We start from the raw sequence: 25732 nt of genomic DNA, 5'->3' as shown, positions 1-25732 counted from the left end.
GCACGGCGCACGATTAGCGAAATGTATTTAATATCCGCTAATCAGACCTTCCGGTCGGCCGAAGGGCCGCCGCTCGGTTCCGCGTGGCTCGGCGCCGGTCTCGCGGCGCGTATCTCCACGGCGGCGCCCGGGCGGGCGCGGGGCGGCACCCGACGGGCTCGCCCGCGCCCGTGGCGCCTGCCGGAGTGCCTATCGGGCCGCCGGTTGGGGCATCTTCACGATCTTGCCGTCGGGCAGGATGATGTCGCCCGGGCTCTGTCCGGCCGCGCAGGGACCGATGTAGGTGGCGTCGATCACCATCTGGCGTCGCACGGGCTCCTTGGCGTTCGGCATGCCGGTCAGCGTCGTATCCACCTCCATGTGGATCTTGCTGTTGAAGTCGCCGCTGATCTCGGTCGTGCCAGCGGCCGAGATCGGGCCGAGCTTGCACTCCGTCTCGCCCTTGTAGCCGGTGCTCGTCTTGACGATGGTGCGCTTCGCGCAGTTCTGGCCGCCCCCGAACGCGGCCTGCGCGATCTGATCGGTCTTCTCGTCGATGCATTGACGCGCGGTCGTGTTGCCGTCGGGCGACGCGGTCTTGCTCTCCCACAGGCCGGCTTTGCGTGCCGGCAGCGTCTCGGCGGAGGCCGCACCGGTCATCACGGACAGAATCGTCGCAATCCCGATGCCGGCGGTACGTGCTCGCATGGATAATCCCTGGATCTGACGCGACTCAGGCGCCGCAACGGGGCTTGGCTAACCGATGCGATACAGGCGAACAAGTCGATCCTGGACCAGCGTTCGCTCCGGAACACTGGAACGGATCGGCACTTCGGCCGCGATTACCCGGCGTGAGCGGTCCGAATGCCGGGATGATCGAGGGGGGCGCCCGTCTTCGACGGGCGGTGATCCGGCTCACACCGCCCGCTTCAGGCCGACCGCACTGGCGCCGAGACGCGCCTCGATCACCTGCACGATGTACTCGGCGTCGCGGCCGACCGCGCCGAAGCGGCCCGAGCCCCAGGTGTTCAGCCAGGGCAGGCCGATGAAGGAGATGCCCGCCTCGGCCGTGACGCCGCGCCGGTGCTTCGGCTGGCCGGCGCCGTTGAACACGGACGCGTCGAGCCACCGGAAATCCGGCGCGAAGCCGATGCACCAGATCACGCTGGCGATGCCAGACCCTTCGAGGGTGAGCGCGGTGACCGGCTCGCCCGGCTCCCAGACCGGCGCGTAGGGCGCCTGGACCGGCGCCGCGATGCCGGCCGCGTCGATGTGGGAGTCGATGGCCGCGTTGATCCCGTTGTAGGTCCGGTCGGCCTGGTCGAGCGCGGGCCGGAGGTTGTCGCGGAAGCGGAGCGCGCCCGCGGCGTAGTCCTCGAGGACGCCGTAGAGCGCCATGCCCTCCAGGGCGAAGCGGCGCAGGTCGATGTCCCGGCCGCCGTCGCGACCGGTCACGTAGTGGTTGGTGTTGTCCCGTACGCCGTCGCGCAGCGGGTGATCGTCGACGGTCTTCTCGTAGTAGCCCATGTCGGCGAGCCAGGCGACGACGTCGCGGCCGCGGTAAAAGCGAGCGCAGCGGGGCGCGTCGCCAACGGCGAGATGCACCTGCCGTCCGGCGAGATGCAGGTCCTCGGCGATCTGCGCGCCGGACTGCCCCGAGCCGACGACCAGGACCGCGCCCTCGGGCAGCTGCGCCGGGTTCCGGTACTGGTTCGAGTGGATCTGGGTGATCGCGGACGGCAGCTTCTCGGCCATGCGCGGGACGATCGGCGTGTGGTAGCCGCCGGAGGCCACCACGATCTCGTCCGCGGTGTAGTCGCCCTCCGAGGTCCGGACCGCGAACACGCCGTCATCGCGCCGCGCCACGCGCGTGACCGCCACGCCCTCGCGGAGCGGCGGCCCCACCTTGGCGACGAAGGCCTTCAGGTAGGCGACGATCTCGTCCTTCCTCATGAACCCGTCGGGATCCGGCCCGTCGTAGCGGTGGCCCGGCAGGTCGCACTGCCAGTTCGGCGTGACGAGGCAGAACGTGTCCCAGCGCTGCGTCGCCCAGGTGTGCGCGGCCGTGTGCTTCTCGAAGACGAGGTGCGCGATGCCGCGCTGCTTCAGGTGGTAGCTGACCGAGAGGCCGGCCTGGCCGCCGCCGACCACGGCGACGGGGACGTGACGGGTCGTTGTCGTCATGGCTGCAACTCCGTGAAGGCTGACGCGCCGCGGGCGCAGGCGGCGTAGGCGTCGCGGTGGCGCGTCGCGCAGGCGCGCCAGGAATGGGCGGCCGCGCGCGCCAGCCCCGCCGCGCGCAGGCGGGCGCGGGTCCGCGGTTCCAGCGCCGCCGCCATGGCGACGGCGATGCTGTCGGGGTCGGCGGGATCGACGAACAGCGCGTCGGTCGGCGTCAGGTACTCGGTGAAGGGCGGCCGGCGGGAGACGAGGACGGGCGTGCCGCAGGCCATGGCCTCCAGCACGCAGAGGCCGAACCCCTCGGTCCAGGACGGGAAGGCCAGCAGGTCCGCGGCCCGGTAGAGCGCCGGCATGGCGGCCTGCGGGACGGGCCCGGTCTCGATGACGGCCGCGCCGCGGCCCACGTCCAGACCGGCGGCGACGAGGGCCGCGCGGCAGCGTTCGCGGTAGCCTGCGTGGTCGAGGAGCGAGGCGCCGCCCGCGACGACGAGCTGCGCGCGGGGGTGGCGCGCCCGCAGGCGCGCGAATCCCGCGATGATGCCGAGGCTGTTCTTGCGCTCCTCGAGGCCGCCGACGCTGAGGACGATCGGCCCGGCGCCGAGCCCCCAGCGCGCCCGCAGAGCCGCGTCGCCCTCCGCGGCCGCGGCGCGATAGACCGACAGGTCGACCCCGTTGCCGACGATCCCGGCCTCGGTGCCGATCGCGTCCCGGATCCAGTCGGCCCACAGGCGGCTGACGCAGAGCAGCCGGCCGGCCTCGCGGATCGCGCGGTCCTGCCAGCCCGCGAGGACGGGGTCGGCGAAGCTGTCGACGTGATGGACGGTCCGGACGAAGCCCGGGATCAGGCGCCGGTGCTTCAGCGTCGCGAGGGCGTTGCCGCCGATGCCGTCATGGGCGTGGAACACGTCGAAGTCGCGGGCCGCCGGGCTCGCGAAGTGGCGCAGGTAGTCGTAAATGCGGGCCCGCACGAGGTCGACCGTCGCGCCCGCGACCGGCTCGGCGGCGACCGCCACGGTCGCGCAGGACGCGTCCCGGAAGAACCCGCGGCCGGACGGGTCGGGCGCGTGGACCACCGCCTCGTGACCGAGTTCGCACAGGGCCTCGGCGAGGGCGAGGCAGTGGGCGACGCCGCCGCGCGGGTTGGTGGAGTGGGTCAGGAGGGCGACGCGCAGCGGCCTCACGGCGTCGCCCCCGGACCGTTCCTGCCGCAGCCGATCAGCGGGCCCGCGGCGAAGTCCCAGACGACGGCCTCGGCGCCCGCCCCGTCCCGCACCCGGACGACCCGGCCAGCGTCGAGGCCCCCGATCCGGGCCGCGGCGATGCCGCGCTCGGCGAAGCGCGCGGTGACGGCCGGCGTGCGGTCGGGGCGGACGCTCACGAGGTAGCCGAAGCTCGGGAACGCCGTCAGCCAGCGCGCGAGCGGGACGTGGTCGGGCCGCGGGATCGCGTCGAGGTCGACGACGCCGCCGACGCCGGAGCATTCGAGCAGCATCAGGGCCGTGCCGACGACGCCCGCCATGCTGATGTCCTTGGCGGCGCCGGCCAGGCCGTCCTCGGCGAGGCCCGGCAGCAGGGCGAGGTCGCCGCGCAGCCGCGCGCCCGGCGCGCCGGTGGAGGCGTCCCAGTAGGGGTGCGGGTCGCGGAAGCGCCCGCGCAGGTCGATGGCGGCGACGAGGTCGTCGCCGGGCGCGGCGTCGAAGCTCGTCAGGAGGCGCTGCCCCGCCCGGCCGAGCACCGCGACCGCGAGGTTGCCGGCGGCCGCGCGGGTGTTGGTGTGGCCGCCGACCACCGGGACGCCGTAGAGCGCGGCGGCGTCGGACAGGCCGGCCAGGATCGGGTCGGCGGCCCCGGCCTCCCGGGCCCAGAGGGCGTCGACGACGGCGAGCGGGCGCCCGCCCATGGCGGCGACGTCGCTCAGGTTGACCATGATCCCGCAATAGCCCGCGAAGTACGGGTCGTCGGCCACGAAGCTGTCGAGGAAGCCCTCGATGGCCAGCAGCAGGTGCCCCTCGCCGTCGGGGATCGCCGCGCAATCGTCGCCGACCGGAACGGCCGCGTGCCGGCTCCCGAGCCCGAGCCGCCGCACCACCGCGTCGATGTCGCGCTTGTGGCCGACCCCGCGGGCCTCGCGGATCTGGCGGGCCAGCGCCCGGACGTCGATCCCGGCGGTCACGCGGCCCTGCGGAAGGTGAGGAGGCCGTGCTCGGGATCGTGCATCGGCGGGTAGGCCGCGAGGTCCGCCTCCATCAGGCGGTGGGGCCGCCCGTGCAGGTCCAGCGCGTCGAGGCTCTCCCAGTGCAGGGCCTCGAACAGCGCGACGTTGCCCTCTTGGACATGCGCGAGGAAGCGGGTGCAGCCCCGCGCGTGGGCCGAGGACACCGCGACCCGGATGAGGCCGGTGCCGAGGGCGGCGGCGCTGCGGAAAGGCTTGGCGACGGCGAGGCGCGAGCCCCACCACGTTCCCGGGCGCGCGCCGTCTTCGTGGATCCGCACGGTGCCGACGACGGCGTCGGCGTCGCCGCCGAGCGTCGAGAGCGCGCAGATCGGGACGGCGTGCGCGTCGATCGCGTCGCGATCGTCCGCCCTGAAGATCCCCTGCTCAGCGCAGAAGACCTGCCGCCGCAGGGCGGCGCAGGCGCGCCGCTCCCACGGCGCGACCGCGACCTTCACCCGGAAGTGGCTGGGCCGGTACGGCGGAACGGGGTCGAACATCAGGCCGCCTCCCCGGCGCGCTCGTAGGTGGAGAGCGCCGAGCAGGCGCCGCACCGGCCGCAGCCGGCCTTGATGTCGGTGGAGCGCAGGTTGGCCCGCCCCAGCATCTCCGCGAGCGGCTTCAGGACGGCGTGCATGAAGTCGGGCCCGGGGGCCGGATGGCTCTCCAGAGGCGTGCCGGAGATCGGCACGAAGGGCACCACGAACGGGTAGACGCCCATCCCGATCAGTCGGTCGGCCATCGCGAGGATCGCCTCCGGCGCGTCGCCGAGGCCGGCGAGGATGTAGGTGGAGACCTGGCCGCGCCCGAAGACCGGGACGGCGGCCGCGAAGGCGTCGTAGTACCGCTCCAGCGGCACGCTCGCCTTGCCGGGCATGATCCGCGCCCGCACCTCGGGCGTGACGGCCTCGAGATGCAGGCCCAGCGCGTCGATGCCTGAGGCCTTCATCCGCTCGAACCAGCGGTCGTCGTCGGGCGGCTCGCATTGGGCCTGGATCGGCAGGTCGACGGCCGCCTTCACCGCGAAGGCGCTCTCGCACAGGATCGCGGCGCCGCGGTCGGTGGCGTTCGGCGTGCCGGTGGTCATGACCATGTGCTTCACGCCGTCGAGCAGCACGGCGGCGCGGGCGACCTCGGCGAGCTGCTCGGGCGTCTTGCGGGCCACCGTGCGGCCGGCCGCCAGCGACTGGCCGATCGAGCAGAACTGGCAGGTCTTCGCGCGGCTCTGGTAGCGGATGCAGGTCTGCAGCACCGTGGTGGCCAGCACGTCGCGCCCGTGCAGGACGGCAATCTTCGCGTAGGGCACGCCGTCGAAGGTGGAGAGGGCGTAGAAACGCGGGCGGCCCGGGAAGGTGACGTGGCCGACCACGACGCCCGCGTGCTCGATCACCGCGATCCCGTCCGCGTCCGGCGGGCGCACGAGGAAGGGCGAGTCGAAGGCGGCCTCGGTGTGGACCGGCACCATCACGGTGCGGCCCGCGATGGTCATCGCCTTGTGGTCCGAGGGGCCGGCGCCGCCGCGGCGGCTCGGCGCTCCGGCGCGGCTGTCGGCGAGCCTAACGCCGCAGGATTGCAACGCGTTGATCAGGCGCTCCGTCGGCATCCCGATCAGGCCCGTCGGGGCTGGAGGCAATGTGGGACGGCGCGTCGGAAGCGGGCTGCTGCTCATGGTCCAGGCTCCGGGGGGCGGTCTGCGAACGGGCCGGCCGCTGCACGAAGGCGGCCGGGCGGTCGTCGTGGAGCAGGCTGAGGAGCTCCGGCCGCGCGTAGTGGCCGACCGAGTCCATCATCCGCTTGCGCTTGGTCACCAGCGCGAGATCCATGTCGGCGATCAGGATGCCCTCGCCCGATCCCAGGGGATCGGCGAGGTGCTTGCCCTCGGGCGACACGATGGCGGTGCAGTTCCCGCCGCGGCAGGCGCCGCGCAGGCGCTCGTCCGGGCAGACCTGCGCGACCTGCGCGTCGGTGAGCCAGCCGGTGGCGTTGACTACGAAGCAGGCCGCCTCCAGGGCGTGGTGGCGGATCGTCACCTCCATCTGGTCGGCGAAGATCTGGCCGACGAGGGAGCCCGGGAACTGCGCGGCGTGGATCTCCTCGTGGCGCGCCATGAGGGCGTAGCGGGCGAGCGGGTTGTAGTGCTCCCAGCAGGCGAGCGCCCCCACGCGGCCGACGGCCGTCTCCACCACGGCGAGGCCGGCGCCGTCGCCCTGCCCCCAGATCATGCGCTCGTGGTAGGTGGGCGTGATCTTCCGGCGCTTGAGCTTCAGGGCGCCGTCCGCGTCGAAGATCAGCTGTGCGTTGTAGAGCGATCCGTGGTCGCGCTCGTTGACCCCGAGCACGATCACGGCCCCGTGGCGCCGTGCGGCCGCCGAGACCGCCTGCGTCACCGGACCCGGCACGGCGACCGCGCGCTCGTAGAGGCGCAGGTGCTCGGTCCCCTGGAGCGCGGGCGGGAGAACGAACGAGAAGTAGGGATAGTAGGGCACGAAGGTCTCGGGAAAGACCATGAAGCGCGCGCCCTTGGCGGCGGCCTCGTCGACGGCGTTGAGCACGCGCTCCAGGGTGCCGTCCGGGCGGTCGAGGTCCGGCGCGATCTGGATCGCGGCAGCCCGCACGATCCGGGGCTCTGACATGGGTGGTCCTCCGGCTGAGCCAGCGGCTGCGCGCGTGGCGCGCGGCCGCCGGGACGTTGGCGCGGTCGTCAGACGGTCCAGGTGTCGATGATCACCGCGTTGTCGCGCTTGTGCAGGAGGATGCAGTCGAGCACGTCGAGGGGGTTGATCATGCGAATACCCTCGATGAAGGCCGCCTCGCTGTGCCCGTACAGGGCCTGTGTCGAGAAGCGGCAGGCGTAGACCTTGCCGCCCTCGGCCATGAACTTCTCGAGCTGGTTGTTGAAGTTGAGATGGCCCGGGAAGGCCTCGTCGCCGAGCCGCGGGAAACCGCGCTGGACCCCGAGGGTGATGCCCGGGCCGTAGAGCAGGATCGAGGTCTCGAAGCCCTTGCGCTGCAGGCGGATGGCCTGGAGCAGGTTGACGAGGCCGATCGAGCCCTCGAACGCGACGGTGTGGAAGGTGACGAGCGCCTTCTGGCCCGGTTCGGCCTTCACGTCCTCGAAGACCTTCTCCTCGTAGTCGACCAGGACGTCGCCCTTCTTGTGCGGCTCGCGGTTCACGGCAGGCATTGCTCACGCTCCTCGATGGTCTGACCCGCGGCAGGGGGTGCTGCGCACGTTCAGCCAGTCGAATGGCAAGCCATGTGCCAGATCGGAACCGTCAGGAATGCGTTCAATTTCGCGCCCTGCGATGCATACAATGCTGCGATCAATAGGGCGAAGTCGATCCACTCGGCTCTACTCGATGCCGCTCAATTCATCATCAAAATCTGCGCACATCGTCACCAGATGGCGCGCGCTTCGGCGACGAATATTGTACGCATTGCACGCATCAGTCGCGCCGTGATAGGCCGTCCCGCGCCCGGTACGGCGCTTGCAAGCCATACAATCGATCATTGATCGCTTTTCAGGTCGCGGGTGCTGGACGGATGAAGGCTGGCGGGCGGGGAGGACGGTCGGTCGACCGGGGCGACGCGGCCGGTATCTGGACGCCGGACCTCAGGCGCTGGGGCAAGCCCCATTACCTGGCCATCGCGGACGCGCTGGCGGACGACATCCGGACCGGCCACCTGCTTCCGGGCACGCGCCTGCCGACCCAGCGCGCCCTCGCCGCCACGCTCGACCTCAACTTCACGACCGTGTCCCGCGGCTACGTCGAGGCCCACAGGCGCGGTCTGATCGAGGGCCGGGTCGGCCGGGGCACCTTCGTGGTCGACCCGGCGGACGCCGCCCGCACCGCTGGGCCGGCCCTTCCCCGGCGGCCGGGACCGGTCGACTTCACCATGAACCTGCCCCCCGAACCCGACCTGCCCGGCCTGCAAGCCCGCATGCGGTCGTCCTTCGCGGAGCTGTCCGGCAACCTCCCCGACCTCCTGCGCTACCAGGGCTTCGGCGGGACGGAGGCGGACAAGGAGGCCGCGCTGCGCTGGCTCGCGGGCCGCGGGATCGCGGCGGCGCGCGAGCGCCTGCTGATCTGCCCCGGCGCGCACAGCGCCCTGTCCGGCATCCTGGGACAGGTCGCGCAGGCGGGCGACACGATCTGCGCCGAGCGCATCACCTATCCGGGCATCCGGACCCTAGCGGCGCACCGGGGCCTGCGCCTCGTCGGCCTGCCGATGGACCGTCACGGGCTCGACCCCGACGCCTTCGCGGCCGCCTGCACGCGGGGGGCGCCGAAGGCCCTCTACCTCAATCCCCTGCTGCAGAACCCGACCACCGCGACCCTGTCCCGCGCCCGGCGTGAAGCCGTCATCGCGACGGCCCGCCGCTACGCGGTCACCATCATCGAGGACGACGCCTACGCGCGCATCTGCCCGACACCGCCGCCGAGCTTCGCTGAACTGGCGCCCGAGATCACCTACTACGTGGCGGGCGTCGCGAAGTGCCTGGGCGCCGGCCTTCGCCTCGCCTTCCTGGTCGCCCCGAACGCGCGGGCCGCCCTGCCCCTCGGCGACGCCCTGCGCGCCGCGACCGTGATGGCGTCGCCGATCTCGACCGCGCTGACGACGCGCTGGATCACGGACGGGACGGCGGACGCCATCGTCGATTTCGTCCGCGCCGAGTCGGCCGCGCGCCAGAGCCTCGCGGCCGCGCTGCTGCCCACCGAGGCCTACGTCGCGGATCCGCACGCCTTCCATGTCTGGATCACCCTGCCGGCGGGATGGACGCGCTCGGCCTTCGCCAGCCAGGGCCGCGCGGCGGGTCTCGGGGTGGTCGGCAGCGATCCCTTCTGCGTCGCGGGGACGCCGCCCGAGGCCGTCCGCCTCTGCCTCGGCGGCCCCTCGACCCGGCAGCAGATCGCCCACGGGCTGGAGAGGCTGGCCCACGCCCTGGAGGGCTCGCCGGCGCTGGCCTCGACCTACATCTGACGGATCCGAGCGTGTGTTCGCGTCCGCAGGCCCGCGGGCGGTCGAATTTTTCCGGAGCGCCGCGTCCAATTCGCATCGCGCGGCTACTGCGCCGATCCGTCCGCGAAGATCCGGGATCCTATTCTACGTAAGACTTGGAGCCCGCGCGCAACCTTAGGGCACGATGGCGCCGTCTCTCCGCGACGGGACCCGTAATCTAAATTGCATATACCTCGGTCATTGAAATCGAAGATTGCGTAAGCGTGCACGGCCCCGGTGAATCTTCACTCTCCAGGGCCTTCGCAACTTCGAAAACCTGTGCCGTTCAGATTTAAATCATCCTTCACGATTGTGCGCAATCCTTATGCGACACAGCCCCGCCGTGACAATAAATCGGCGGTCGATCCCAAGCAAAACCGTGTGTTGGCACTCGGGATCGCGGTCAACGACAAGAAGGGATGGGATCATGTTCGGCGCCCTGCGCGTTCGTGAAGGTCTGGCGGCGAAATTCGACGCCCTCGACCGCTCCCAGGCCGTCATCGAGTTCGAGCCGGACGGCACCATCATCACGGCCAACGCCAAATTCCTCACGATGATGGGCTACGCGCTGGCCGACATCCGGGGACAGCGCCACGCCCTGTTCGTGGAGGCGGCGCACCGGGACAGCCCGGCGTATCGCGCCTTCTGGGACGCCCTGCGGCAGGGCACCTGCCAGGTGGCCGAGTTCAAGCGGATCGCCCAGGGCGGCCGCCACGTCTGGGTGCAGGCGAGCTACAACCCGGTGCTCGACCGCGCGGGGCGCGTCGTGAAGGTCGTCAAGTTCGCCTCGGACATCACGGCGCAGAAGCTGCTGATGCTCGACTACGCCGGACAAATCGCGGCGCTGCACCGCTCGCAGGCGGTGATCGCGTTCGCGCCGGACGGCACGATCCTGGAGGCCAACGGCAACTTCCTCGAGACGATGGGGTATCGCCTGGAGGAGATCCGGGGCCAGCACCACGGCGTGTTCGTGGACCCGGCCGAGCGGTCGAGTGCCGGCTACCGCGCGTTCTGGGAGCGCCTCGGCCGGGGCGAGTTCGCGGGCGGCGAGTACCGCCGCGTCGCCAAGGACGGCCGCGACGTCTGGATCCAGGCGACCTACAACCCCATCCTCGACGCCAGCGGCTGCGTCCTGAAGGTGGTCAAGTTCGCCGCCGACATCACCGCGCAGGTCCAGGAGCGCCACCGGCGCGCCGCGGCGCAGCGGGCGATCGGCGCCGACCTCGACGCGATCGGCACGGCGGTCGAGGGCGCCGGCCGCCGGACCGCGGAGGCCGTCGAGCTCGCCGGGCGGATCTCGGGCGACATCCAGAGCGTGGCCTCCGGCGCCGAGGAGCTGTCGGCCTCGGTGGGCGAGATCAGCCAGCAGGTCAGCCACGCGGCGCGGATGGCCGGCGAGGCGGTCGCGCAGGCCCGGCACACCAGCACCATCGTCGAGGGCCTGAGCGGGCAGGCGGCGCAGATCGGCGACGTCGTGACCATGATCCAGGGCATCGCGGCGCAGACCAACCTGCTCGCGCTCAACGCCACGATCGAGGCGGCCCGGGCGGGCCTCGCCGGCAAGGGCTTCGCGGTCGTGGCGTCGGAGGTGAAAGCGCTCGCCGAGCAGACCGCCAAGGCCACGGATCAGATCCGCGACCAGATCGCCACGACGCAGGCCACCACGCGCGAGGCCGTGGCGGCGATCGGCTCGATCCAGGGCACGATCCGGGCGCTCGACGAGATCTCGGCGGCGATCGCGGCCGCCGTCGAGGAGCAGTCCGCGGTGACCCAGGAGATCTCCGGCAGCATGCACACGGCCTCCCGCGGGGTCGGGACCATCGCGGGCGGCATGGCGGCGATCGCGCAGGCGAACGCGCAGGTTGACGCGGCCACCCGCCAGGTCCGGGAAGCCGCGCGCGCCGTCGGCTGAGGTCGCCCGCCCCGGTTCCGGGGGCGCACCGGCCTCGCGGGTCGCCGACACCGGTTTCAGACGGGCGGATTCGCCGGCCGGCCGCTTTGGCCCGGACAGGCCGCCCATGATAGCGAGGGCGCGGCTCCGATGCCGGCCCGGGTCGGCGGCGCGACGCGCGGGAAACGACCTTGGCGGCGATTTGGCTGACGGCCCTGATCCGGGCGCTGACCTCCGGGACCGTGGTGGTGCTCGCCTCCGTCCTGGCCGAGTGGCTGGGACCGGTCTGGGGCGCGCTCGTCGTTAGCCTGCCGGTCTCCGCCGGGCCGGCCTACGTGTTCATGGCCATGGAGCACGACGCCGCCTTCGTGGCCGGGGCGGCCCTGAACGGCTTCGCGGCGAACGCCGCGACGGGTCTGTTCCTGATCGTCTACGCCCACCGGGCGGCCGGCCGGGACATGACCGCCACCCTCGGGCCGGCGATCCTCGCGTGGCTCGCGGCGGCCCTGCCGGTCTCGGCTCTCACCTGGACGCCGACGACGGCGTTCCTGCTCAACGCCCTGGTGTACGGGGCCGGCGCGCTCTCGACCCGGCACGTCGTGCGCGCGACCCTCGTCAGGAGCACCGTCGTCGCGCGGCCGCGCCCGCTGGACCTGCTGATCCGCGCGAGTGCCGTCGCGCTGTTCGTCGCCGCTCTCCTGGCGCTGAGTACGGCGCTGGGCCCCGCCAGGACCGGGGTTATCGCCGCCTTCCCGGTCACGATGACGAGCGCGTTCGTCATTCTCCATCGCCGCATCGGCGGGGCGGCGATGGCGCGGCTGGCGAGCGTCGCGATCCGCGGGGTGTTCGGCTTCGGCCTGACCCTGCTGACGCTCCACCTGATGATCCAGCCGTTCGGTGCCGCGCTCGCGCTGACGGTCGCGCTCCTCGTCTCGCTGATCTACTCGGCGGGGCTCCTCGTGGTGCAGCCCCGTCCCGGTCGGCAGGAGCCCGGCATCGTCACGCGCTGAGGCTACGCGGGTTGCCGCTGCCCGAGATTCTCGGCGAGGCGCACGAGGTAGCCGTCGGGATCCTGAACGAGACATTCCCGCTGGCCGCCCTCGATCGGACCCGTCCTGTACCAAGCGTCGCGCGGCTCCTCGAACAGCGGCCACCCCGCGTCCGCGAGCGCCGCCAGGATCGGATCCAGCCGATCGACCATGATCTGGAAATTGACTCCGCGGCCATAGGGCGGATCCAGCGGGCCGGTGCTCCAGCGCCCATTGTGCTGGCACAGCATGATCTGCGCGTCGCCCCGGGTGAGATAAGCGAAGCGCGCGGCCGGTCGATCGTAGGCGACCGCGAAGCCGAGCAGATCGCACCAGAAGCGCAGGCTGACATCGAGGTCCCGGACGCTCAATTCAGGGGTCAGGGCCGAGAACCCGCCCTCCGGACGCTGACCCGTCCCGGGAGAGCGAGCGCGCGCGATCGGATCGGCCAGTGGTTCCATGACGCCGATCAGGCCACGCCACCGCGACGATGGTCAAGGCGCGCGTGCGCGCCTCCGTCCGGGGCCGAACGGGCGCCGACGGGACCGGGACGGGCTGCCTCCAGGGTCTCCCGGCCCCTCGTCCGGGCGCCGCCGGCCAAGCGCCGCCGCGGCGGCCGCGGCGCCTCAGACGCGATCGTCCGCCCGCTGAAGGGCCCGCTTGCGCCAGGCCGTGAGCAGGCTGGCGAGCGCGTCGGGATCCAGCCCGTAGCTGTCCGGCAGACCCGCGCTGCGCCCGATCAGGTGCCGGTTCATCGCCCCGAGGCGCGTCGCGCCGGCGCTCGCGTCGTCGAACGCGACGAGGCGTTGTCCCGAACCTGGCATGGAGACCGGCTCGAACACGCTCACGTCGCGCCACCGGACGCGCCGCGCGCGGCCCAGCTGCACGACGGTGAAACCCGTCTCGTCGAGGTGCAGCGCCGAGCCGCGGATCGCCGTGAGGACGAGGAAGGGGACGCCTCCGAGGAAGAGCGCGACGCCCGGCCAGAGCAGCAGCTGCATCGCCGTGGAGGGCGCCTCGTGCAGCACCATCCAGAGCGTCACGCCGCCGAAGCCGGCGGCCATCAGGGCCAGGAACAGGAGTTTCCGCACCGAGGCGCGCAGGATCACGGGGCCGGGGAACTGCGCCGCCAGGGACCCCGCCGACCGGCTCTCGGATTCGAGCAGGTCCGGCCGCAGCTGCCACACGGCGACGGCCGCGCACACGCCGAAGAACACCGTGGCCGTGACGCCGCCATCCGCGCCGGTGGCGATCATCCCGAGGCCGGCGGCGACGAAGAGGAGGCTGATGCCGAGCAGCAGGAAGTTCCGGGCCCGGTCACCGCGCGCGAGTTTCAACACGAACGCACCGCCCTCCCGCGACGCCGATGGCCGGTGTGGCCACCCGATTCCGAGACGCGACCATACAGGCCGCGCCGCGCGGCGGCGATCACGCGCGCCGCGCCGTGTCGCCGCTCTCGCCCAGCATCGCCAGCACCTGCGCCGCCCCCTCCTCCGGCGCGATGCGGGACGTGTCGAGGAGCGGCACCCGCAACTCCGCCGCGAGCGTCCGATAGCTGGCGATCCGGGCTTCGGTCATGTGCTCCGACGGGTTCGGGACGCCGCGCGCGACCATGCGGGCGATGGTGGTGGGACGGTCGGCCCAGCACATGACGGTGAACGGGCGCGGCTCCCAACCCGGACGGAAGGCCGGCGAGAGGAGCTGCGAGGCGGTGAACCAGTGCCGGTCGAACACGACCGGTCCCGGCGGGGCGTTGGCGATCGCCGCCGCCACGGCGGCGTGCGCCACGTCGTCGGCCAACGCGTGCTGCCCCGTCCGGGCGAGGTGGACCAGGACGGCGCCGACCTGACCGCTGAACGGGTTGAGCACCGTCGCGCCGAGCGCCTCGGCAACGTGACGCGCGATACTCGACTTGCCGGAGCCGTCGAGCCCGTCGACCGCGAGCGCGATCCGCGAGGCCTGGGCGGCCTTCTGCTGGGCCCGCGTCAGGTTCGAGGGGTAGATGCGGCCCTCGCGTCGGCCGTGCTCGAGGTAGTGCAGCTGCCCCTGCCACGCATGCTCGAACAGCGCCGCGAGGTCGGGATGCAGCCGGATATAGCCGAGGGCGTCGAAATCCTCCGGCAGGGGCCCGTCCCGGCTCGCGAGGTCGGCCAGGCGCAGCGCGGTCTCGCGCGGCGGGTCGGACGGGCGCGCCGCCGCGGTCCGGCCCGCCCGCAGCGCGATCGCCTCCGCGACGACGGCGAGCAGCCCGTCCGCGTAGGTGTCCCAGTCGAGCGCTCGGATCCGCGCCCGTCCCGCCTCGGCCCGGGACGCGGCGCCGGCCGGATCGGTCGCGATCCTGTCCACGGCCTCCGCGATGGCCGCGCCCAGCGCCGCGTCCGGACCGTCCGGCACCACCAGGGCAGTGACGCCGTCCTCGGCGAAAGCCAGCGTGCCGTGCACGGTCGCGACGAGCGGCGTGCCGCAGGCCATCGCTTCCGCGGCCGGGTTGCACCAGCCGGCATGCGCCTCCGCGCTGCAGAACGCGTCGAGCCCGTGATACCACGCGGGCAGGTCGGACTCGGGCAGCGGCCCGTGCACGACGAGGCGGCCCGAAGCCACCAGATCGGCGTGCGCGCCCACCAGCCCCCAGTCCGGCCGTCCGAACCAGTGCAGGGCCCACGCGTCGCCGAGCCTGTCGAGCGCCGCGAGCTGCGCGGCGGGGCGCTTGTTGGCGATGCCGCCGAGCCGACGCCGCGCGCCGCGCGCGGGCGGCGAGACGGGCGGCGCGAACAGCCCGGTATCGACCGCACCGACGAGGCGCCGCCACGGCAGGCCGAGGGCGTGGAGGGCGGCGTCGTCCCAGTGGTCGTTGTTCGCCACGACGAGGTCGGGCGCGAAGGTCCGCGTGACGCGCGCGTAGGCGTCGCGCCGCGCCGGCGCGTTGAGGAAGTGCTGGATCCGGGCGCCGAAGTTCGGGGCCCGGAGGTCCGCGAATCCCTCGATCGTGGCATCCGGGAATCCGCCGCCGGGCACCATGACGGCGTCCCAGCTCTCGCGCGCGGCTTCCTCGCGGTGCAGGACGGGCAGCCGCGTCTCGAACCCGTCCTCGCCGGTGCCCAGGGTCAGGTACGCGAACGCGTGACCGCGACGCGCGAGCACCCGTCCGACCCGCTCGAACCGGAGCAGGCCGCCCGTCAGCGCCAGGTGGTCACAGGCGACGAGCAGCCGCATCACGGGGTTCCTCTGATGAGACGCAGGAGGCGAAGGGACAGGCGGCTTCCGTCGCCGACCGAAGCGCGGCGGCCGTCGAGGGTGTCCTGGAGGTGGTCGCGCGCGCGGTGCATCTCGGCCGCGTAGGCGATCACGCGGTCGGTGCGGCGGACGCTCTCGCGCGCGGCGGCCTCGTGCGCGGCGGCGTCGACGGCGCGCGCGGCGCGCAGGGCCGCGTTCTCCTCGAGCAGCCGCGCGATCTCCGCGGAGGCCTCCGCGAGCGCCGCGCGCGGATCCGCGTCGATCCGGGTCTCCAGGCCGACCGGCAGGCGCGTCGCCGCCGCCCAGTCCAGGCCGCGCTCCGTCACCCGGTCGCTGACGATCGTCTGGAAACGGCTCTCCCGGGCCAGCCGGTCGGCGAGCTGCGCATCGTCCAGAGCCAGCCCGAGCCGCGGCAGCAGGGCGCGCAGGGCGTCCAGAAGGGTCAGCGTGAACGGCTCGCCGGGACGCCAGTCTCGCGCATCGGTCAGCGCGTTGACGAGGCCCCGCACGGCGAGGTGGCCAGCGTCCAGAGGGCCCCCGAGCTCCCATTCCAGGTCTATGAACCTGGCCTCGGCGCCCGAGACGAGATTCTTCGGGATGGCGTCGAGGGCCCGTCCCGGGAGGACCGTCTCGGTCTTGAGCGGCGCTCCCGCCGCGAAGCGGCGCGAGACGGCCTGAAGCCACGTCCCGGCCCAGGCGGCGACCGCGTCCGGGCACCAGCCTTCCCGCGCCAACCGCGCCTCGAGGACTTCAGACCAGAGGGAGCCCGGCACGTAGGTTTCCGACGGCAACAGGTTCGTGACGCCTCGAACCGCGGCGGGAAGGTCGGGATACGCGCGCGCGCGGCGCACCGCGATCTGCGACCCGGCCTCCGCGAAGGTCACCAGCCGCTCGAATTCCGCGCGGCGGCGCAAACCCGCGTGGATCGCCAGCCGGTCGTCCGGCGGCAGCGGCTCCGCCGATGCCGCGATCACGAAGGCGGGCGCCAGATCGCCGATGAGCCCCTGCTCCGCCACCGTCGCCCAGGCGCGCCGCGGCGAGAACAGCGCGCCCGCGCGGGCTGCCGGATCCGGCCCGGCCGCGCCGGTGGCGAGCGTTCCCGGATCGAACCCGCCCGGCCGTGCGAGGCCCCGCTCGGCGATGAAGCTCACGGGCTCCTCCCGCCCCGGGAACGGGAACCACCAGTCCTGATAGGCCAGGCCGCGGGCCTGCAGCGACCGTTTCAGGCCTGCCCGCGTGGGCAGCCGGAGGCCGTCCGACCTCAGGCGTCCCTCGAGGCTCGGGAAGCCGCGCTGCCCCACCGTCTCGGAGCCCGCAGCGAGTCCGTGGAGCGAGAGGGCGTTGTCGATGACGAGGATAAGCCGCCCGCCGGGCCGCAGCCGTTCCTGGGCCCAGGCGATCGTCGCGTCGAGCGCGTCCTCGCCCCCGTCGTCGCGACGGGACAGAAGCCCCGTCAGCACGACGCCGTCGAAGAGCGTGGAAGCCGGCAGGTCGGCGCCGTCCGCCGCGGCGACGAGGGTGGTGTCGGGAGCCCAGCGCGCCCGGCTCCCCGCGTCGGGCTTCGGGCCCAAGAGCAGGATCGTGCCGGCCAACCACGGCAGGAAGGGGCGCAACACCTCGGCGCAGGGCTCGCACGGCGGGTGCGGCGCGCCTATTGCCACTTCATCCCGTGCCATACTTCCTGATTGCCAACATTGAATTGCCCGAAATTACCCGATCGCCAAGTGGTTGGGGGAAATTAATCGACGAAATGGACATGCGACAGTTGCGTGTCTACTTACAATTGGCATTAACCTGCAATTAAAACTGGCCCGTCTCGCCGAGGTCACGAGGGATGAATTTCGTCAGCGCGATCTCGTTGGCCGGGCCGCACGTCCTGGTCACGAGCACCTTCCCCGATGCGCTCAACAGGAACCCCGGGATCCGGAGCGATCTCGCCGAGGGCTTCGCCGAACTCATCGGCGCCGAGCGCGTCAGACACACCCCTCTGGAACTGGCGGTCGCGGCGGTCCGGGCGACCCGGCCGGACGTCGTGATCGCGGTCGGAAGTCTCGTGCCTGACCTGGCGGATCTGCGCGCGCTTCGGCGGGCCGCGGACGCCGTGGGTGCCGTCCTGATCTTCTGGCTGACGGACGACCCGTACGAGTTCGACTATGCCTTCAAGGCGGAACTCTACGCCGACATCGTCGTGAGCAACGATTCCTGGGCGGCGCAGCACTACCGGCACCCCGACGTCCACCACCTGCCGCTGGCCGCGGCGCCCGACCGGCATTTCCGGCCGATCGCCCCGGTGGCGGAGCGGGAGACAGTCCTGTTCTTCTGCGGCGTCGCCTACCCGAACCGCGTCGCCCTGATGCGCCGGATCGACGATCTCCTGTGCCGGCACGTCGTGGAGATCCTGGGCGCCGAGTGGCCGGACACGCTCCGATGCGCGGTGAACCGCCGCCTCACGCCGGCGCAGATGGCCGACTACGCCGCGGCGGCGCGGCTGACGCTCAACATCGGCCGCGACCTCGACGTGGCCAATCGCCGGCTGTCGCTCCCGCAGGCGACGCCCGGACCGCGCACCTTCGAGGTCGCCCTGTCGGGCTCGGCGCAGCTGTTCTTCGTCACCGGCCTGGAAATCTGCGCGCATTTCGAGCCGGACACGGAGATCCTGCTGGTGGACGGCGCGGCCGATATCGCGCGCGCCATCGAGCGGTCGCTCGACGAGCCCGCCGCGATCGAGGCGATCGCGCGCCGGGCGCAGGCGCGGGCGCTCCGCGAGCACACCTACCGGCATCGCGCGGCGCGCCTGCTCGATCTGAGCCGCCTGACGGTCCCGGCCTGATCACGCCGCCGCTGAGACGGACGAGACCGCGCATGTCCGACCTGTCGATCCTGCTGCTCGACACCGAGCCGCAGACCCACAACCGCTACCTCGTGCTCGCCATCGCGGACGCGCTGCGCCGGCATCCCGCGGTCGGCCGGGTCCATGTCGGCGGGCACGGCGATGCCCTGGCCACCTTCGTCGAGCAGGGTCTCGACACGCTGATCGCTTTCGGCGGCGCGCGGGCGCACGCCCCCCTGGTCGGTCGGCTCGCGGGGCTCGCCCGGACCAGCGTGCTCTGGACCACGGAGGATCCGTACGAGCGCGAGGCGAACGTGCGCGGGTCGGGGGCCTTCGATCTGGTCTTCACGAACGACCTCGCCACGGTCCCGGCCTACGGGGGCCGGGCGCACCACCTCGCCCTCGGCGCCTCGTCGCTCTTCCACGATCTCCCGGTGCTCGAGGACGACGCGCGCTACCGCTACGATCTCCTCTTCATCGGGACGGCGTGGCCGAACAGGGTCGCGACCCTGAACGCGCTCTCGGCCAAGCTGCCGCGGGACGTGAAGTTCAAGCTGGCGCTGCCGTGGAACGCGCATATCGGTCCGCCGGAGCTGGAGGACGAGGCGCTCGTCACGGACTGGCGCTGCGGGAACCGAGACTTCGCCCTCCTGGCGAACCGCAGTCGCGTCGTGCTCACCCTGCCCCGGATCTTCTCGGCGGCGCGCGCCGATCAGGCGACCGGTTCGACGCCGCCGCCGCGGCTGTTCGAGACCGCGCTCGCGGGCGGCTACCAGGTCGTCGTGTCGCCCGAGCCGGAGACGGCCGCCTACTACACGCCGGACGCCGAGATCGCCCTCTGCGACGACGAGGCCGGTGCGGTCGAGGCGATCCTGACGGCCCTGACCGACCCGGAGGCCCGCATCGCGCGCGCGCGCGCCGCGCAAGCGCGGACCCGCGCCGAACACCTCTACGACCATCGCGTGGCGACGATCCTGGACGCGGTGATCGACCGGCGCCGGACGCGGACGCGCCGGCCGGACCTCGTTCCTTCAGCGCCCCGCACGGTCCTGATGCTCACCCACAACCGGATGGGGCATCGTCCCGGTGGCGGGGTCGAGGTCTATCAGGAACTGCTGACCGAGCTCGGCGAGCCGTACCGCGTCCTGTTCCTCTTCCCGGTCTTCGGCGACGGGCGCTGGTCGCTCCGGCTCGAGGGCCCCGGGATCGCGGAGAGCTTCGCCTGCGGTCCCGTCGCGCCGCCGCTCTCGACGGACCCGTTCGTGGAGGGGATCTTCCAGAGGCTGCTGTTCGAGCATCAGGTCGACCTCGTCCACATTCATCACCTGATGCACGTCCCGCTGTCGCTGCCGCTGATCGCGCGGGCCTGCGGCATACCCACCGTCTACCACCTGCACGACCATTTCCTGATCTGCGAGCGCTGGTTGCTGCTCGATCACACCGGCCGGTTCTGCGACGTCGTCAATCGCGGGGCGGACCAGTGCGACGCCTGCCTGGTCTCGGGAAGCCAGTATCCGCCCGGCTCCAAGGCGCGCCGCGACGGCATGATGACCCTGGTGACCGACGCGATCGACGCCTTCGTCACGAGCACGCCCGCGACGGCGGGATACCTCCGGCGCTACTTCCCCGGCATCCCCGCCGACCGGATCGTCGAGATCCCGATGGTGGCGCCGAACACCGCGCCGACCGGGGCGCGGTCGGTGTCGAAGCGCAGGCGCGACGCCGATCGGCTGACCGTGGCGATCCTGGGCAACCTCACGGCCCACAAGGGCGGCCAGCAGGCGATCAACCTGATCCGGAGCTGCGAGGCCTATCCCATCCATTTCAAGGTGATCGGCCGCATCGACGACCCGTACCGCGAGGCGGTCGCGGGCTTCGGACCGGATCAGGTCACCGTCACGGGCGCCTACGAGCAGCACGCGATCGGCGGCCTGCTGGCCGGCTGCGATGTCTCGCTGCACCTCTCGACCTGGCCCGAGACGTTCGTCATCGCGCTGACGGAGGCGTGGCAGTCGGGCCTTGTCCCGATCGTCGCCGATATCGGGGCCCTGGCCGAGCGCGTCGAGGACGGGGTCGACGGGTTCAAGGTCCCGCCGGACGATGCCGGCGCCGTCCGCGCGCGCCTCATCGCGCTGCACTACGATCGCGCCCGCCTCGCCGGGATGCAGGCCTCCATCGGCCGGAAATCCTTCCCCGACACCGAGGGCCACCTCGGGTCGGTCCGCGCCCTCTACGAGCGCTTGATCGGGGCGCGGCCCCTCCGCCACGGACGGGTCCCCAGCCACCTGCGGCACGGTTTCGACCTGCGGCTCGAGACCCTGGGATACCGGACGAACGCCGCCTCCTGGACCAGCGCGGCGATCGCGTGGGACGAGGCGGCCCGCGCGCCGGAAGCCTCGCCCACCGCGATGGCGGCGGCGCGCGCCCGCCCGGTTCCGGAGCTGCCCGACGCGTTCCGGCGTCTGACGCTGAGGCCGGTCCGGCGCAGCGAGTGCGGCTGGAGCCTCGACGTGCTGCGGACGGACGAGCGCCTGAACCGGAGCCTGGATCTCTCGTCGGTGGTCGCGCGGGCCTCCATGTTCCTGCGCGGCTGGCTGCACGTCTCGGGGCCGGCGCCGAGAGCGATCTACCTGCGGCTGACGGGTCGCACCGGGACATCGTGGGTCGCCCTGCAGAGCGATCTCCGTCCGGACGTGGCCAAGTGGTACGGAGAACCCGCGGCCGCGACGTCCGGCTTCACCGGCCAGATCGACGTCGCGGGGATGTCCTTCGGACGCTACGCGCTCGCGATCGTCCAGATCGCCGACGGTAGCCTGCGCATCCTCGAAGACGTCGCCTCGATCTTCATCGCCCCCGACACCGAGCCGCCGGTGCGCTTCGTTCCGGAGCCGCGTCACCTCGTCAGCGGCCCGCCGCACGTCCCGGATCTGCACCACAGCCTGCCGGATGCCGGCGACGCGCTCCGCGTGTCGCCGGGGCAGCTCTGGGCCGCGGAAGTCGCGTTCTCCGGGACCGCGCCCCGGCTCGGCAAGGACACGCTGGCGGTGTTCCGCGGCACCAACGGTCAGACGTGGCGGGCGCCCGTCCTCAAGATCGACGAGCGGACGGTGCGCATCACTGCCTCCGTCCCCAACATCGATCCGGGCGCCTACACGGTGTCCCTGGCCGAGCCGCACAACAGGACGTTGCGGACCCTCGCGACGCTGTTCCGCACCCAGGTGGCGCGTTCGGAGTGACGGGGATCACCGGCGAGCCCGGTCTCGATCCCACGAGCCGATCCCGGACGCGGACCTACCACGCCTCGACCCGTTGACCGCCGAAGATGCGCGACGTCGGCAGCTCGAAGATGAAGTAGGGATTGAGCTGCGGCGGAGCCGCGGCCTCGTCCAGGCAGGCCTGCTGCTCGGGCGTCAGGACGACCTCGAGGGCGGCGATGTTCTGCGCCAGCTGCTCCGGGCGGCTGGCCCCGACCAGGACCGAGGCGACGCCGGGGCGCCGCGCGACCCAGGCTAGCGCCACCTGCGCCATCGGGCGACCGACGTCCGCGGCGACCGCCCGCAGTACGTCCACGACCGCGAAGTTCGCCTCGGTGAACAGCATGCCGCCGAAGGGATTGTCGCCGTTGAGCCGGCCGTCGCTGCCGCCCTCGGCCGCGTCGCCGGCCCGGTCCGGGAGCGAGCCTGCCGGCCCGGCCTGAGCGAGCTTCTCGCGGCCGTACTTGCCGGTCAGCAGGCCCGCCGCCAGCGGGCTCCAGGGCACCAGCCCGAGCCCGAGGGCCCGGCCCGCGGGCAGCACGTCGAGTTCCACGCCCCGGTCGAGCAGCGAGTAGGCGTATTGCAGGCCGATGGGTTCCGGGAGGCCGTGGGCGCGGGCCAAGGTGGCGATCTGCGCCGCGTACCAGGCGGGCGCGTTCGAGAATCCGTAGTACAGGATGTCGCCGCGCGCGACGGCGTCGGTCAGCGCCCGGAGGACCTCCTCCGGCGGCGTGGTCCGGTCCCAGACATGGGTCCAGTACAGGTCGATCCAGCCGGTCCTGAGACGGCGCAGGGAGCTCTCGAGACCAGAGCGGATGTTCCGCGCGCTGTTGCCTCCGGCGAGCGGCGTGCCCTGGGCGCGCGGGAAGCCGGACTTCGTCGCGACGACCAGGCGGTCGCGCAGACCGCGCGCCGCGATCAGGTCGCCGAGCATCGTCTCGCTCGCGCCGCCCGCGTAGACGTCGGCCGTATCGAGGAAGTTGCCGCCCGCCTCGACGTAGCGGTCGAAGATGGCCGCCGAGACCGTCGCGTCGCTGCCCCAGCGGGCGGCGCCGAAGGTCATGGTCCCGAGCGCCAGCGGGCTCACGGCCAGACCCGAGCGTCCCAGGGTTCGATAGTGCCTCAGATCCATCGCCGCACCTCACTGTTGAGGGCCTGGACGTAGTCCGGCGTCCGGATCGGGATTAGCCATGGTATTCCGCATGCGCCTGTGAGCAGGGTTCAGGAATGCGGCGCGGCACCCTCGACGATCTGGCGGCCTTCGCGGCGGTTGCGCGCCATCGCAGCTTCACGCGGGCGGCCGCCGAGATGGGGCTGTCGCCCTCCGCGCTCAGCCACACGATGCGGGCTCTGGAGGCGCGTCACGGCGTGCGCCTGCTGGCCCGCACCACCCGCAGCGTCGCGCTCACGCCGGCCGGCGAGCGACTGCTGCGGTCGGTCGGCCCCGCGCTCGAGGACGTCGCGCGCGGGCTCGACGCGCTGGCCGAGTGGCGCGGTGCGCCATCGGGGCGGCTGCGGCTGACGACCTTCGCGTACGCCGCGCGGGCGATCCTCGAACCCCGGCTGCCCGCCTTCCTGATCGATCACCCGGCCGTCTCGGTGGAGGTGATCGTGGACGACCCCCTGACCGACATCGTCGCGGCCGGCTTCGACGCCGGGATCCGCTTCGGCGAGACGGTCGAGCGCGACATGGTGGCGGTCCGGGTGGGACCCGACCTGCGCACGGTGGTCGTCGCGACCCCGGACTACTTCGCCCGCCACCCGCGCCCGGAGAGCCCGGCCGACCTGGAAGCGCATCGCTGCGTGAACTACCGGCTCGTCGGCGGCGGCGGGTTGCTGCCGTGGGAGTTCGCCCGCGACGGCCGCGAGATCCGGGTGCGCGCGGCCGGCCAGCTCGTCGTGAACGACGGTCGGCTCGCGGCCGCCGCGATCCGGGCCGGCGCCGGTCTCGGCTACATGCTGGAGGACGAGGCGGCGGACGACCTGGCCGCGGGCCGTCTCGTCCAGGTGCTGGACGCGTGGTGTCCGTCGTTTCCCGGCTGCCACCTCTACTACCCCGACCGGCAGGTCACGCCCGCCCTGCGCAGCCTGATCGACGCGCTGCGGTGGCGGGAGGCGCCGTCGCCTCCCCGCCCGTGAGAGCGTGCCCGCGTGACAGTGCCTGCGAGACCGTACCCGCGGGGCCTCGCCGCTCAGGCGCCCCGCCAGTCGCGGGCGACCTCGGCCGCGAAGTCGCGGTAGCTGCGCGGCCTGCGGCCGAGAAGCCTCGCGAAGCCCGCAACCTCGGCCTCGGTCGCGACGGCGCCGTCCTCCTGGTAGCGGCGCATCATCACCCGCAGGTCATAGGCGAGCCAGGCGGGAGCGAAGCCCCGGAGCCGCTGCTCCAGCGCGTCGAGATCGTCGCCTCCGTACCGGACCGCGCGCCCGAGGGCCTCAGACCAGATCTCCGCCAGGGCGTCGCCCGTCAGGGCGTCCGGGCCGACGACGTCGTAGGTCTCGGCCGGAAGACGGTCGGCCGCGCGCTCGCGGCGCAGCAGCGCGTTGGCCGCCGCCTCGGCGATATCGCGCACGTCGACCATCGAGACGCCGGCCTGCCCGAGGGGCACGGCATACAGGCCGGCCCCGAGGAGCGGCTCCTTCTGGGCGAGGTCGTTCTGCATGAAGTAGGAGGGCCGCAGCACCGTGGCGGGCAGGTCGAGGGCCGCGATCATCCGCTCGACGGCCTGCTTGCCGGTGAAGTGCGGGGCATCGACGAAGGCCTCGCTCTTGAAGACCGAGAGGTAGACGATGCCGCGCACGCCGGCGTCCCGGGCGAGGCTGAGCGTCGTGATCGCCTGGGTCAGCTCGTCCGGTGCGTTGGCGACCAGCAGGAACAGGGTGTCGACCCCGACCAGCGCCGCGCGCATCGCGTCGATGTCGGCGGGATCGCCGCGGACGGCCTCGACGCCGGATGGGAATCGCGCCTTCTCGGGCGAGCGGGTCAGAGCGCGCACGGCGGCCCCCTCGGCGACGAGATGATCGATGACGGCGGAGCCGATGCGGCCCGTGGAACCGGTGACGAGGATGGTCATGGCGGATCTCCTGGATGCGGGGCGGCCCCGAGCGGGCCGCCGATGACCCGAAGATGCGCCGTTCCTTTTCTGAGCCATAGTCGGCAAGATCGGGACTGGGTGTCCCGGATCTGAAACAGCACATGGACCTCGCGGCGCTCGCCGACTTCAATCTCGTCGCCGGCCACGGCGGCTTCGGCCGCGCCGCCCGGGCGAGCGGGCGGCCGAAGGCGACGCTGTCACGGCGCGTCGCCGAGCTCGAGGCGAGCCTCGGGACGCGGCTGATCGAGCGGGGCGAGCGCAGCCTGCGCCTGACCGAGGCGGGGGCGCTCCTCCATGCCCGGACGGGGCCGCTACTCAGCGAGATCGCGGAGGCCGGCGCCGTCGTCGGCGGCGGCCTCGACCGGCCCCGCGGGCGGCTCCGGGTGAGCGCGCCGCTGCTCCTGTCCGACACGCAACTCGGCCGCGTCGCCGCGGACTTCGCCCGCGCCCATCCCGAGGTCGAGTTGGAGATCTGCGCCGAGGACCGGTTCGTCGACCCGATCGAGGAGGGTTTCGACGTGATCATCCGGGTCAATCCGAAGCCGGATGAGCGCCTCGTCGGGCGCTGCGTCCTGCGGGACGAGCTCTGGCTGGTGGCGCCGCCCGAGGTCCCGCGTCCCGAACCGTCGGCCGGGACCGACGCGGCGACCGTGCCGGCGGCTGTGCGCTGGACGCCGCGTCAGGACGAGACGTGGCAGGTCCATGACGGCCGGACGCGCCGGTTCTACGCGCCCGTGCCGGTCCTGCGCCTGTCCTCGCTGCCGATGCTGCGCGACGCCGTGGTGGCGGGCGCCGGCGCGGCGCTGCTCCCGCGCTCGCTGGTCGGGGGCGACGTGGCGGCCGGACGCCTCGCCTGCTGGGGATGGCTGGAGGGGCCGCCGACGGAGCTTTGGGCGCTCCACACGTCCCGGCGCTTGGTCAGTCCCAAGGTGAACGCCTTCCTCGCCCATCTGGCAGCCGCGCTGTCGACGGATCGACCCGCCCGCCGGTAGGTCGAGCGTTCGAGCCGAGCGGCGCCGAGCGCGGCGCG

The 25732-nt window shown here is 72.8% G+C and carries 21 protein-coding genes; 7 read left to right on the top strand and 14 right to left on the bottom strand.

The genetic code is table 11. The features are described from left to right. Positions 1 to 189 precede the first annotated feature (189 nt). The 8 genes from ACLBYE_RS04600 to ACLBYE_RS04565 all read right to left on the bottom strand — a co-directional run bounded on the left by ACLBYE_RS04600 (position 190) and on the right by ACLBYE_RS04565 (position 7556). Positions 190 to 687: a DUF3617 domain-containing protein gene (locus ACLBYE_RS04600; RefSeq protein WP_447693230.1), complete on the bottom strand. Its 498-nt coding sequence runs from the start codon at positions 685 to 687 to the stop codon at positions 190 to 192. Between the two features lie 207 nt (positions 688 to 894). Continuing rightward, on the bottom strand, positions 895 to 2163 hold the full coding sequence (locus tag ACLBYE_RS04595) for an MSMEG_0569 family flavin-dependent oxidoreductase (protein ID WP_447693229.1): 1269 nt from the start codon (positions 2161 to 2163) through the stop codon (positions 895 to 897). Beyond that, positions 2160 to 3341, bottom strand: a complete 1182-nt coding sequence (locus ACLBYE_RS04590) for an MSMEG_0565 family glycosyltransferase (RefSeq protein WP_447693228.1) — start codon at positions 3339 to 3341, stop codon at positions 2160 to 2162. The genes ACLBYE_RS04595 and ACLBYE_RS04590 overlap by 4 nt, the downstream gene beginning before the upstream one ends. Further along, complete coding sequence (locus ACLBYE_RS04585) at positions 3338 to 4333, bottom strand: sll0787 family AIR synthase-like protein (protein ID WP_447693227.1); 996 nt, start codon at positions 4331 to 4333, stop codon at positions 3338 to 3340. Before ACLBYE_RS04585 ends, ACLBYE_RS04590 begins: the two co-directional genes overlap by 4 nt. After that, positions 4330 to 4872 (bottom strand): MSMEG_0567/Sll0786 family nitrogen starvation N-acetyltransferase, encoded by a 543-nt coding sequence (locus tag ACLBYE_RS04580; RefSeq protein ID WP_419545514.1) that lies wholly within the window; start codon positions 4870 to 4872, stop codon positions 4330 to 4332. The genes ACLBYE_RS04585 and ACLBYE_RS04580 overlap by 4 nt, the downstream gene beginning before the upstream one ends. Next, positions 4872 to 5975 carry an MSMEG_0568 family radical SAM protein gene (locus ACLBYE_RS04575; protein ID WP_447693226.1) on the bottom strand — a complete coding sequence of 368 codons (1104 nt, stop codon included), beginning with the start codon at positions 5973 to 5975 and terminating at the stop codon, positions 4872 to 4874. Before ACLBYE_RS04575 ends, ACLBYE_RS04580 begins: the two co-directional genes overlap by 1 nt. Further along, the gene (locus ACLBYE_RS04570; protein ID WP_447693225.1) at positions 5929 to 7005 is read right to left on the bottom strand and encodes a Nit6803 family nitrilase; all 1077 of its coding nucleotides are present in this window, start codon (positions 7003 to 7005) and stop codon (positions 5929 to 5931) included. Before ACLBYE_RS04570 ends, ACLBYE_RS04575 begins: the two co-directional genes overlap by 47 nt. Before the next feature lie 68 nt (positions 7006 to 7073). Then, a complete protein-coding gene (locus ACLBYE_RS04565) occupies positions 7074 to 7556 on the bottom strand; it encodes an MSMEG_0572/Sll0783 family nitrogen starvation response protein (protein WP_447693224.1) in 483 nt (160 codons plus the stop codon). A gap of 359 nt (positions 7557 to 7915) precedes the next feature. Here ACLBYE_RS04565 and ACLBYE_RS04560 point away from each other — a divergent pair, with 359 nt between their 5' ends. The 3 genes from ACLBYE_RS04560 to ACLBYE_RS04550 all read left to right on the top strand — a co-directional run bounded on the left by ACLBYE_RS04560 (position 7916) and on the right by ACLBYE_RS04550 (position 12274). Then, positions 7916 to 9355: an aminotransferase-like domain-containing protein gene (locus tag ACLBYE_RS04560; protein WP_447693223.1), complete on the top strand. Its 1440-nt coding sequence runs from the start codon at positions 7916 to 7918 to the stop codon at positions 9353 to 9355. A gap of 445 nt (positions 9356 to 9800) precedes the next feature. Next, a complete protein-coding gene (locus tag ACLBYE_RS04555) occupies positions 9801 to 11285 on the top strand; it encodes a methyl-accepting chemotaxis protein (protein ID WP_447693222.1) in 1485 nt (494 codons plus the stop codon). Between the two features lie 170 nt (positions 11286 to 11455). After that, on the top strand, positions 11456 to 12274 hold the full coding sequence (locus ACLBYE_RS04550) for a hypothetical protein (RefSeq protein ID WP_447693221.1): 819 nt from the start codon (positions 11456 to 11458) through the stop codon (positions 12272 to 12274). Between the two features lie 2 nt (positions 12275 to 12276). On the opposite strand, the gene ACLBYE_RS04545 is transcribed toward ACLBYE_RS04550, so the two are convergent. From ACLBYE_RS04545 to ACLBYE_RS04530, 4 genes are all read right to left on the bottom strand, one after another. After that, on the bottom strand, positions 12277 to 12753 hold the full coding sequence (locus ACLBYE_RS04545) for a bleomycin resistance protein (RefSeq protein ID WP_447693220.1): 477 nt from the start codon (positions 12751 to 12753) through the stop codon (positions 12277 to 12279). Between the two features lie 165 nt (positions 12754 to 12918). Continuing rightward, complete coding sequence (locus tag ACLBYE_RS04540) at positions 12919 to 13632, bottom strand: hypothetical protein (protein WP_447693219.1); 714 nt, start codon at positions 13630 to 13632, stop codon at positions 12919 to 12921. A gap of 88 nt (positions 13633 to 13720) precedes the next feature. Continuing rightward, positions 13721 to 15505 carry a glycosyltransferase gene (locus ACLBYE_RS04535; protein ID WP_447693218.1) on the bottom strand — a complete coding sequence of 595 codons (1785 nt, stop codon included), beginning with the start codon at positions 15503 to 15505 and terminating at the stop codon, positions 13721 to 13723. Beyond that, entirely contained in the window at positions 15505 to 17142 is a 1638-nt protein-coding gene (locus tag ACLBYE_RS04530; protein ID WP_447693217.1) for a hypothetical protein, read from the bottom strand. The genes ACLBYE_RS04535 and ACLBYE_RS04530 overlap by 1 nt, the downstream gene beginning before the upstream one ends. A gap of 218 nt (positions 17143 to 17360) precedes the next feature. Here ACLBYE_RS04530 and ACLBYE_RS04525 point away from each other — a divergent pair, with 218 nt between their 5' ends. Continuing rightward, the gene (locus tag ACLBYE_RS04525) at positions 17361 to 18356 is read left to right on the top strand and encodes a glycosyltransferase family protein (protein ID WP_447693216.1); all 996 of its coding nucleotides are present in this window, start codon (positions 17361 to 17363) and stop codon (positions 18354 to 18356) included. Positions 18357 to 18388: 32 nt separating this feature from the next. After that, positions 18389 to 21592, top strand: a complete 3204-nt coding sequence (locus ACLBYE_RS04520) for a glycosyltransferase family protein (protein WP_447693215.1) — start codon at positions 18389 to 18391, stop codon at positions 21590 to 21592. 55 nt (positions 21593 to 21647) lie between these two features. Here the strand turns inward: ACLBYE_RS04520 and ACLBYE_RS04515 are convergent, their stop codons facing one another. Continuing rightward, positions 21648 to 22742: an aldo/keto reductase gene (locus tag ACLBYE_RS04515; RefSeq protein ID WP_447693214.1), complete on the bottom strand. Its 1095-nt coding sequence runs from the start codon at positions 22740 to 22742 to the stop codon at positions 21648 to 21650. A 95-nt stretch (positions 22743 to 22837) separates the two neighbouring features. On the opposite strand from ACLBYE_RS04515, the gene ACLBYE_RS04510 reads away from it, so the two are divergent. Continuing rightward, positions 22838 to 23749, top strand: coding sequence for a LysR family transcriptional regulator (locus tag ACLBYE_RS04510; RefSeq protein WP_447693213.1), 912 nt, complete (start codon positions 22838 to 22840; stop codon positions 23747 to 23749). Between the two features lie 53 nt (positions 23750 to 23802). Here the strand turns inward: ACLBYE_RS04510 and ACLBYE_RS04505 are convergent, their stop codons facing one another. After that, complete coding sequence (locus ACLBYE_RS04505; protein WP_447693212.1) at positions 23803 to 24681, bottom strand: SDR family oxidoreductase; 879 nt, start codon at positions 24679 to 24681, stop codon at positions 23803 to 23805. A 122-nt stretch (positions 24682 to 24803) separates the two neighbouring features. Between ACLBYE_RS04505 and ACLBYE_RS04500 the strand changes: the two genes are divergently transcribed. Further along, a complete protein-coding gene (locus tag ACLBYE_RS04500; protein ID WP_447693211.1) occupies positions 24804 to 25694 on the top strand; it encodes a LysR family transcriptional regulator in 891 nt (296 codons plus the stop codon). Positions 25695 to 25732: the final 38 nt, after the last annotated feature.

This window comes from Methylobacterium sp. A52T, from assembly GCF_053346095.1.
The sequence above is the reverse complement of the archived record's forward strand: the minus strand, read 5'-3'. Positions and strand labels throughout refer to the sequence as shown.

Excerpts from the sequence above, each read along its gene's own strand:
- ACLBYE_RS04560 (WP_447693223.1), top strand. The coding sequence starts at position 7,916 with ATGAAGGCTGGCGGGCGGGGAGGACGGTCGGTCGACCGGGGCGACGCG.
- ACLBYE_RS04595 (WP_447693229.1), bottom strand. The coding sequence starts at position 2,163 with ATGACGACAACGACCCGTCACGTCCCCGTCGCCGTGGTCGGCGGCGGC.
- ACLBYE_RS04555 (WP_447693222.1), top strand. The coding sequence starts at position 9,801 with ATGTTCGGCGCCCTGCGCGTTCGTGAAGGTCTGGCGGCGAAATTCGAC.
- ACLBYE_RS04520 (WP_447693215.1), top strand. The coding sequence starts at position 18,389 with ATGTCCGACCTGTCGATCCTGCTGCTCGACACCGAGCCGCAGACCCAC.
- ACLBYE_RS04515 (WP_447693214.1), bottom strand. The coding sequence starts at position 22,742 with ATGGATCTGAGGCACTATCGAACCCTGGGACGCTCGGGTCTGGCCGTG.
- ACLBYE_RS04600 (WP_447693230.1), bottom strand. The coding sequence starts at position 687 with ATGCGAGCACGTACCGCCGGCATCGGGATTGCGACGATTCTGTCCGTG.
- ACLBYE_RS04505 (WP_447693212.1), bottom strand. The coding sequence starts at position 24,681 with ATGACCATCCTCGTCACCGGTTCCACGGGCCGCATCGGCTCCGCCGTC.
- ACLBYE_RS04525 (WP_447693216.1), top strand. The coding sequence starts at position 17,361 with ATGAATTTCGTCAGCGCGATCTCGTTGGCCGGGCCGCACGTCCTGGTC.
- ACLBYE_RS04545 (WP_447693220.1), bottom strand. The coding sequence starts at position 12,753 with ATGGAACCACTGGCCGATCCGATCGCGCGCGCTCGCTCTCCCGGGACG.
- ACLBYE_RS04510 (WP_447693213.1), top strand. The coding sequence starts at position 22,838 with ATGCGGCGCGGCACCCTCGACGATCTGGCGGCCTTCGCGGCGGTTGCG.
- ACLBYE_RS04575 (WP_447693226.1), bottom strand. The coding sequence starts at position 5,975 with ATGCCGACGGAGCGCCTGATCAACGCGTTGCAATCCTGCGGCGTTAGG.
- ACLBYE_RS04570 (WP_447693225.1), bottom strand. The coding sequence starts at position 7,005 with ATGTCAGAGCCCCGGATCGTGCGGGCTGCCGCGATCCAGATCGCGCCG.
- ACLBYE_RS04580 (WP_419545514.1), bottom strand. The coding sequence starts at position 4,872 with ATGTTCGACCCCGTTCCGCCGTACCGGCCCAGCCACTTCCGGGTGAAG.
- ACLBYE_RS04535 (WP_447693218.1), bottom strand. The coding sequence starts at position 15,505 with ATGCGGCTGCTCGTCGCCTGTGACCACCTGGCGCTGACGGGCGGCCTG.
- ACLBYE_RS04500 (WP_447693211.1), top strand. The coding sequence starts at position 24,804 with ATGGACCTCGCGGCGCTCGCCGACTTCAATCTCGTCGCCGGCCACGGC.
- ACLBYE_RS04565 (WP_447693224.1), bottom strand. The coding sequence starts at position 7,556 with ATGCCTGCCGTGAACCGCGAGCCGCACAAGAAGGGCGACGTCCTGGTC.